Annotated in this window: 7 protein-coding genes; 5 read left to right on the top strand and 2 right to left on the bottom strand. The window is 36.9% G+C overall.

Annotated features, from left to right (window positions below; genetic code table 11):
* Positions 1-100 precede the first annotated feature (100 nt).
* The 5 genes from nirB to AB3X49_RS14810 all read left to right on the top strand — a co-directional run bounded on the left by nirB (position 101) and on the right by AB3X49_RS14810 (position 5,645).
* The gene (gene nirB / locus AB3X49_RS14830) at positions 101-2,506 is read left to right on the top strand and encodes an NADPH-nitrite reductase large subunit (protein ID WP_367963030.1); all 2,406 of its coding nucleotides are present in this window, start codon (positions 101-103) and stop codon (positions 2,504-2,506) included.
* Between the two features lie 15 nt (positions 2,507-2,521).
* On the top strand, positions 2,522-2,836 hold the full coding sequence (nirD, locus tag AB3X49_RS14825) for a nitrite reductase small subunit NirD (RefSeq protein WP_367963028.1): 315 nt from the start codon (positions 2,522-2,524) through the stop codon (positions 2,834-2,836).
* A gap of 214 nt (positions 2,837-3,050) precedes the next feature.
* Positions 3,051-4,475: a uroporphyrin-III C-methyltransferase gene (locus AB3X49_RS14820; protein WP_367963026.1), complete on the top strand. Its 1,425-nt coding sequence runs from the start codon at positions 3,051-3,053 to the stop codon at positions 4,473-4,475.
* Complete coding sequence (locus tag AB3X49_RS14815) at positions 4,472-5,182, top strand: sirohydrochlorin chelatase (RefSeq protein WP_002127105.1); 711 nt, start codon at positions 4,472-4,474, stop codon at positions 5,180-5,182. Before AB3X49_RS14820 ends, AB3X49_RS14815 begins: the two co-directional genes overlap by 4 nt.
* Positions 5,175-5,645 (top strand): precorrin-2 dehydrogenase, encoded by a 471-nt coding sequence (locus tag AB3X49_RS14810; protein WP_002085951.1) that lies wholly within the window; start codon positions 5,175-5,177, stop codon positions 5,643-5,645. Before AB3X49_RS14815 ends, AB3X49_RS14810 begins: the two co-directional genes overlap by 8 nt.
* A gap of 223 nt (positions 5,646-5,868) precedes the next feature.
* Here AB3X49_RS14810 and AB3X49_RS14805 read toward each other — a convergent pair whose 3' ends face one another.
* A complete protein-coding gene (locus AB3X49_RS14805; protein WP_060749855.1) occupies positions 5,869-6,786 on the bottom strand; it encodes an AEC family transporter in 918 nt (305 codons plus the stop codon).
* A gap of 85 nt (positions 6,787-6,871) precedes the next feature.
* Complete coding sequence (locus AB3X49_RS14800; RefSeq protein ID WP_367963023.1) at positions 6,872-7,567, bottom strand: amidohydrolase family protein; 696 nt, start codon at positions 7,565-7,567, stop codon at positions 6,872-6,874.
* Between the last annotated feature and the right edge of the window lie 2 nt (positions 7,568-7,569).

The following is a 7,569-nucleotide window of genomic DNA, read 5'->3' as shown; positions in this document are numbered from 1 at the left end:
TTATAAAAATGTGATAAATATCACATCTCCCCCTTTTTTAATTTTCTATAATGGAAATATAATTCTTTGTTCAACTTTTCACATAGAAAGGGAAATGAATATGAAAAAACGTTTAGTTATGATCGGGAATGGTATGGCTGGCATACGCTGTATGGAAGAAATATTAAAACATGATAGTGATTCATATGAGATTACTATTTTTGGAGATGAACCACATCCAAACTACAATCGCATTATGCTCTCTCATGTTCTACAAGGCAAAACAAATATGCAAGATATCATTATGAATGAATATAGTTGGTACGAAGAAAACGAAATAACTTTATATACAAACGAGAGAGTTCAAAGTATTAACCGCGAGGAAAAGGTCATTGTCACAGAAAAAAATCGTACTCTTACATACGACAAACTCATTATCGCAACAGGTTCTAGTGCTTTTATTTTACCAGTTGAAGGTTCCACCCTTCCTGGTGTAACAGGATTTCGAACAATTGAAGATACACAATTTATGATGGATACCGCTAAAGAAAAGAAAAAGGCCGTTGTCATTGGTGGTGGATTACTCGGTTTAGAAGCCGCAAGAGGTCTTATTGACTTAGGAATGGACGTACATGTTGTTCATTTAATGCCTAGCTTAATGGAGCAACAACTAGATATGAAAGCAGCTTCCCTATTGCGTGAAGATTTAGAAGCGCAAGGCATGAAGTTTCTAATGGAAAAGAAAACTGTAAAGATTCTTGGTACAGACCATGTTGAGGGCATTCAATTTGAAGATGGTGAAGTTGTAGATTGTAATTTAATCGTAATGGCTGTCGGAATACGCCCAAATACTCAAATAGCAAAAGATGCTAGTTTACTTGTAAATCGCGGCATTGTAGTCAATGACTATATGCTAACAAATGATGAATCCATTTATGCAGTTGGAGAATGTGCAGAACATGACGGTATCGCATATGGACTTGTTGCCCCTCTTTATGAACAAGGCGCAATATTAGCAAAACATATAACGAATTTACAAACTAATGGATATACGGGCAGCATCGTCGGTACACAGTTAAAAGTTGCAGGTTGTGATTTATTCTCTGCTGGTCAAATTTATGAAGATGATCAAACGAAAGCAATTTCAATCTTTGATGAATGTAAACGTTCCTATAAAAAAGTATTAATTCGTGACAATAAAGTCGTCGGTATCGTTTTATATGGTGATGCAACTGATGGTACACGCCTCTTTAGCATGTTAAAGAAAGAAGAAGATATACAAGAATATACAGCCGCTTCCCTTCTTCACAAAGCTGGTGAAGAAAGTGAACTTGACGTTGCTACAATGAGTGCGGATGACACAATTTGTGGATGTAATGGCGTTACGAAAGGTACAATCGTTCATGCCATTTTAGAACAAGAGTTAACTACTTTTGAAGAAATTAAAGGATGCACGAAAGCCGCAGGGTCTTGTGGTAAATGTCGTCCGCTTGTGGAACAAGTTCTAGCTCATACACTCGGAGATGCTTTTGATGCTTCTGCGCAGTCTGCTGGTATGTGCGGATGTACAACTTTATCACGTGACGAAGTCGTAGCCGCCATTCACGAGAAAGGTTTAAAATCGCCAAAAGAAGTACGAAATGTACTCGGTTTTGCACATGAAGACGGCTGTTCGAAATGTCGTCCTGCTTTAAATTACTATTTACGTATGGCGATTCCGGAAGAATATGTAGATGATAAATCATCCCGTTACGTTAATGAAAGAATGAATGGTAACATCCAGCATGATGGTACATTCTCTGTTATTCCACGTATGTATGGAGGCGTTACAACCGCAGATGATTTAATGAAAATTGCTGAAGTCGCAAAAAAATATGACGTTCCTCTTGTGAAAATTACAGGTGCGAGCCGAATCGGCTTATATGGTGTTAAGAAACAAGATTTACCTAACGTATGGGCTGACTTAAATATGACTTCTGGATATGCGTACTCAAAATCGCTTCGTAATGTAAAATCATGTGTTGGTTCTCGCTTCTGTCGTTTCGGTACGAAAGATTCTTTAGGACTTGGTATGCTCCTTGAACAGTCATTAGAAATGGTAGATACACCTCATAAAATGAAAATGGGTGTAACGGGTTGTCCACGTAACTGTGCGGAAGTACTGACGAAAGATTTTGGCGTTGTTTGTGTCGAAAATGGATATCAACTATATATCGGCGGAAATGGTGGTACGGAAGTACGTGAAGCTGATTTTGTAATGATCGTCCCTACTGAAGACGATGTTCTTCGCATCGCTACAGCTTACATGCAGTATTATCGTGAAACTGGTATTTACGGAGAGCGTACTGCCTACTGGACAGAACGTTTAGGCTTCGATCACATAAAAGAAATACTACAAGATGCAAGTATGATTACTACGCTAAATGAACGTTTCCAAACAGCTCGTAGCACATATACGGAAGCTTGGGGACAAGCACTAGAAACGAAGTCTTTAAAAGCGATGTATGAAGTAGAAACTGTGAAATAAGGAGCTGTGATCTATATGATACAAACGAAACAAAAAATAAAAGTTATGCGTGCGGAAGACCTTCCTATTCAAATTGGTAAAGAGGTACAAATGAAAGACATGTCTATCGCCCTATTCCGCCTTTCAAATGGTGATATTCGAGCTGTAGAAAATCGGTGCCCTCATAAAAATGGACCGTTAGCGGAAGGAATTGTATCTGGGGAATTCGTCTTTTGTCCACTACATGATTGGAAAATTTCATTACTAACAGGTGAAGTTCAAAAACCTGATGACGGCTGTATCCAAACGTACGAAGTAGAAGTTATTGACGGTGACATTTATATAAAGTGAAACTTTAATCAGCGGGGATTGGTTCATCCCCCGCTGATTATTAGCCCTCACCAATCGGGCTTTTACGGGCAGTTGATCCCCACCTAACTACTTTGTTTTCGCTGAATTTTGAGGTAGGGGTCTTACTGCCCGGCAAATAGCGGGATAAACATGTAATTTACAAAAGGAAGCCTCCTCTGGCTTCCTTTTAAATAAAAAATGATGAGGTGCGATTATGAACGGATATGTATATTTAGTTGGTGCAGGACCAGGGGATGAGGGGCTTATTACAAAAAAAGCGATAGATTGCTTAAAGCGTGCAGATATTGTCTTATATGACCGCTTATTGAACCCTAACTTTCTTAGCTATACAAAGCCAACTTGTGAACTTATTTATTGCGGTAAAATGCCAAAGAATCATACTATGCGTCAAGAAATGATTAACGCCCACCTCCTTCAATTTGCGAAAGAAGGAAAAATCGTTGTCCGCTTAAAGGGCGGAGATCCATCTATTTTTGGCCGTGTTGGTGAAGAAGCAGAAACTTTAACGGCAGCGGACATTCCATATGAAATTGTACCAGGTATTACATCTAGCATCGCCGCTAGTAGCTATGCAGGTATCCCCCTCACCCACCGCAACTACAGTAATAGCGTTACTTTACTAACTGGGCATGCAAAAGGTCCTTTAACCGATCATGGAAAATATAATTCATCCCACAATAGCGACACAATTGCCTACTACATGGGTATAAAGAACTTACCTACAATTTGTGAAAACTTACTACAAGCAGGAAAACAAGAAAATACACCCGTAGCAGTCATTGAGTGGGGTACAACTGGAAAGCAACGCGTTGTCACAGGAACACTTTCAACCATTGTTCCTATCGTCAAAAACGAAAATATTTCTAACCCTTCTATGACAATTGTTGGTGATGTCGTTTCCTTACGGGATCAAATCGCTTGGAAAGAACGTAAACCATTGCATGGTAAAAAAGTTTTATTTGCATCCGCAACAAATAAAACCAATTTCATGAAGCAAAAGTTACAAGAATGCGGTGCAGAAACATATCAAATTCCAACTTTCAAAAGGGAAGAATACACATTAACATCTGAACAAATCAATGAAATTTTTAACGTTGATCGCCTTGTATTTTGTTCAGATGAAAGTGTAGAAATCTTGATGCGATCATGTAGTAAACACCAGAAAGATATTCGTTCCTTACAGGCGAAACTGCAGTATATGAACGTTGCCACTCAAGAAAAACTTATGCAATATGGGCTACTAAGTAAACAAGCAGAGTTCTCTTCCGGTACAACTATTTATTTAAGCAGAAATATTACTCGAATTGCTTTTATTCAAGAGAAAATTGGTGCTGGCTCCTATATTATGACTCATGAGTATACAATTGATCATCGTTTTGATGAAGTCCATTCTCGTATGCTTTCTGAATTCTCATGGGATAGCATTGTATTTGAAGGACGTGCTTCTATTGATACGTTTCTAGCAGAAATAAAACGACTTGGCTTTATCGATATTCTTACTCTTCCCTTCTCGTATACCGACATTCCAACGTTACACTATGCGAATAAAGTTGGTTTTCATAATGTAGATGAGCAATTACAAGACATGATTATGAAGAAAGATTTGGTGGTACGATGAAAGGAATTGTATATGTTGGACACGGTAGTCGCCTGCGAGAAGGTAATGAACAATTCATTCACTTTATTCAATCTGTTATGAAAGAACGTAACGAAAGGAGTCAAAAAATAGCTTTTCTAGAACTAACGACACCTACCATTTCGGATGCAGTTACAGAAGCAATACTAGAGGGTGCAACTGAAATAATGATTGTACCTGTTTTATTATTTGCAGCAGCTCACTATAAACGTGATATTCCTTTTGAAATAGAGCAACTACAAAAGAAATATCCTCAAATAACATTTTCAGTTGTACCACCTTTTAGTACGCATCCACATATGGTTGAACTTGTAGTGAAAAGAATACGTGAAACTATGCCAAAGCAAGATAGTAGCGTTTTACTCGTAGGACGAGGCAGTAGTGATCCACAGCCGATACATGAGTTACAACAAATCGGAGCAGCGGTCGAACGAAAACTCGGTATGCCAGTATCGTGCTCCTTTTTAACGAAAGGAGCGCCCTCTTTTACTGCTGAGCTCAAGACGATAACATCGACTGCGTCCCATGTATATGTCATGCCGTACCTTCTCTTTACCGGTTTGTTGCTTCAAAAAATTAAGTTGCATACAAAAAAATATGATCACATCACGACTTGCAACTGTCTTCAGTTTGATACATATATGAAGTTAACATTATTAGAACGAATGGAGGAATGTGTGTATGTATAACATGTGCCCTCTTATGTTTAATTTAGATAAAAAAGTAGTTGTTATAGTTGGTGGTGGTAAAATCGCATATCGGAAAGCGTCTGGATTAAAAGATACAGGCGCTTTTGTCACCGTTATCAGCCCAGAGATTTGCGAGGAAATGAAGGAACTTCCTTATATTACTTGGAAGCAAAAAACTTTTAGTAATGATGATATTAAAGATGCTCACCTTATTTATGCAGCTACAAATCAACATGATGTCAATATGATGGTCAAACAAGCCGCACATGATTTCCAATGGGTTAACGTTGTAAGTGATGGCACAGCATCATCCTTTCACACACCTGGTGTCATCCGAAATGATGAATATATTGTAACGATTTCAACTTCCGGTAAGGATCCATCGTTTACAAAGCGTTTGAAGCAGGAACTAACATCTATATTTCCTAAACTTATAAAAAAGCTTTCTCGTACTCACAAATAATAATCTATTTCTTAGCTAAAATAGTAATTACCTTTGGACAAACGTTTTTTAGAAGCGTTTGTTCTTTTTGTTTTGGTTCCTTTTTTGAATTAAGCCGCTTGATTATCAGACATGGTACAATTGTAAACGACACCCAATATATCAAAGACTGTTTTCTTCTCATATCGATGGGATTTCCGTCCATCATTTACCGCCTCAAGTCTATCCGTTTTTGCACGTATATTCAAAACAAAATATATGACAAATAAATAACGACAGTTACTGTAATAATGCTGAAAAGTGTTGAAAATAAAACGATTTGTGCATGTAGTTCAGGCTCTATTTGATACTCCATAGCAATAGTTGCTGTATTTCTTGAAGTAGGAAAAGAACTTGCAATAAATAATGATTGTGCAACAATACCATCAATGTTTAGTAGGTATATCATGGCAAGTGCTAATAATGGTCCCATCAACAATCTTCCAATTAAAGCCCATGTTATGACTCGATGGAAAAAATTAAGCTTAATGTTGGATAATTGCGCTCCTAGCAATATGAGTGCTATTGCAACAAAACTATTCGCAAGCTGATTAAGAGGTAGAAAGATAGAATTAGGTATTTGAATTGTAAAAGATTGAAAGAGAACCCCTAATATGAGTGCATGAAATACAGGCAGTCTTAGAAATGATTGAATAATACTTCCGATTGTTTTTGTTGCTGATAGTAAGTTATATATCCCGTATGAATAAGTTAAAAGATTCTGGAAAATCACAATGAAAATCTGAATGGAAACCCCCACTGGATTGTGACTGAAAATCAATTGACTTACTGGTAATCCATAATTACCGGAATTCATTAACGAAATGCTATTTTTTAGAGCTGCACTTTCTCCTTTTTCTAACCTTAATGTTTTTGAAATGAAATGACTTACTATCATCACACTCAGACTGTAAAGTATTAAATAGTATATTATCTGGAGCAACAAACCTGTTTCTATACTAATATCATATATATTCACAAATACAGCCGCTGGCATCAAGCAATAAGTAATAAGTGTAGATAGCTGCTTTAAGTTAAATTGGAACTTTCTTTGTAAGATTGCACCAATTAGAATCAATATTAATATTGGTAATATCACGTCTAATATAATAAAAACAAACATTTAATACCCCATTCTAAATACATTATAGTTGGATTAAACTCTTTACTAAATATGGATACAGTTAATTCAAATGTAGCCCCTGACGCTACCCAAAATACCATTTGAAAGCATTCGTATACAGGATTTTATCGGTAGCTTGTTCATCAAATAGCTGTTGAATCAATTTGATATCTCCATACTCAAAAGGTCTTTTTGCTCTTGTAGATGGTAAATCTGTTCCAAACATAAGTGCATCTGGGTTAACTTCATAAATCGACTTTAAGGCATTCTCAACATCTAATTCGACACGACCAAAACCAGTAGCTTTCACATGTACCCCTTTATCAACTAGTTTTAATAAATGTGGTAAACCTTCTTCTGATAACCCTAAATGGTCAATTGATATAGCTGGTAACTTTTCTATAGTGGATGCAATTTCGGGCAACTCTATTGCATCCATATAAAGCTCACTATGCCATCCTACTAAATCATGAACTCTTCTAGCAAAGTAATCCAGCTTCGATAAATCTTCTGAACCACCTCTTTTAATATTAAAGCGTAATGCTTTTACCCCATTTTCATTTAAATTTAGTATTTCTTCATCCGTCACTGTAAAAGGTAATTGTGTTACGCCACAAAATGTTGAACCCAACTGTTTTAGTGCCTTTAATAAATATTCTTGATCAAACCCTTGGAAAGAACCAGATACGATCGCTCCACCAATTACATTCAAATTAGGAGTTTCATTCTGATAATCTTCTACAACAAAGTTGGGTGGAAAATACCCTTGGTTCTCAATAATCG

The sequence above is a fragment of the Bacillus sp. C30 genome (assembly GCF_040838255.1).
Classification (GTDB): domain Bacteria; phylum Bacillota; class Bacilli; order Bacillales; family Bacillaceae_G; genus Bacillus_A; species Bacillus_A mycoides.
Note: the sequence above shows the minus strand (reverse complement) of the source record. Positions and strands in the feature narration are given on the sequence as shown.

Excerpts from the sequence above, each read along its gene's own strand:
- nirB (WP_367963030.1), top strand. The coding sequence starts at position 101 with ATGAAAAAACGTTTAGTTATGATCGGGAATGGTATGGCTGGCATACGC.
- nirD (WP_367963028.1), top strand. The coding sequence starts at position 2,522 with ATGATACAAACGAAACAAAAAATAAAAGTTATGCGTGCGGAAGACCTT.
- AB3X49_RS14820 (WP_367963026.1), top strand. The coding sequence starts at position 3,051 with ATGAACGGATATGTATATTTAGTTGGTGCAGGACCAGGGGATGAGGGG.
- AB3X49_RS14815 (WP_002127105.1), top strand. The coding sequence starts at position 4,472 with ATGAAAGGAATTGTATATGTTGGACACGGTAGTCGCCTGCGAGAAGGT.
- AB3X49_RS14810 (WP_002085951.1), top strand. The coding sequence starts at position 5,175 with ATGTATAACATGTGCCCTCTTATGTTTAATTTAGATAAAAAAGTAGTT.
- AB3X49_RS14805 (WP_060749855.1), bottom strand. The coding sequence starts at position 6,786 with ATGTTTGTTTTTATTATATTAGACGTGATATTACCAATATTAATATTG.